The organism is Aminobacter sp. P4_D5, from assembly GCF_056401815.1.
Genome location: NZ_JBFUIP010001289.1, coordinates 1 through 538, shown reverse-complemented (window position 1 = coordinate 538; position 538 = coordinate 1). Strand labels below are relative to the sequence as shown.

Annotated in this window: 1 protein-coding gene; it reads right to left on the bottom strand. The window is 66.4% G+C overall.

Features of this window, described 5'->3' with window-relative positions:
- A partial coding sequence (locus AC1DWF_RS37990; RefSeq protein ID WP_476843566.1) for a tyrosine-type recombinase/integrase occupies positions 1–518 on the bottom strand: 518 nt, incomplete at its 3' end.
- Positions 519–538 lie beyond the last annotated feature (20 nt).

Genomic DNA, 538 nt, shown 5'->3' with positions numbered 1-538 from the left:
CTCCTGGGGCCGATGGAGTACAGCAACTTCATCGCCTGATCTGACAAGGGCAGCACGTGCTCCAGGCCATTCTTCGTCTTGGGCAGGCGCCATTGCGCGGCGGTCAGGTCGATGTCGCACCAGCGCGCGCCCGCGACTTCTTCACGCCGTGCGAGGGTAAGAAGCATAACGAACATCGCGCGGCGGTAGGGGTTATCGGTCAGCTGGATGTGCGGGAGCAGAGCCTTGAGCTCCTCACGGGTCAGCACCCGCGCCCTGCGCTGAACCTGCGCTGGGGGCTTGAGCGCGGCGGCGGTGATAGAGACGTAGTCGCGTGCCGCGCCCCACTTCAGCACAGGACGAAGACAGCGGACGGCGGAAGCGGCGATTTGCTTCGCGGCGTAGGCATCCGCCGCCATCTGAAGATCCGCCGACCGAAGGGAATCCAGCGGCCGCCCCAGCAGGGCCTTGAACACGCGATCGATGCGACCGCGGCCGATCGGCCAGGACTTCTGTCCGACACCAGGCCCGATCGGCATCACCTTGGTACCCTCCGCGG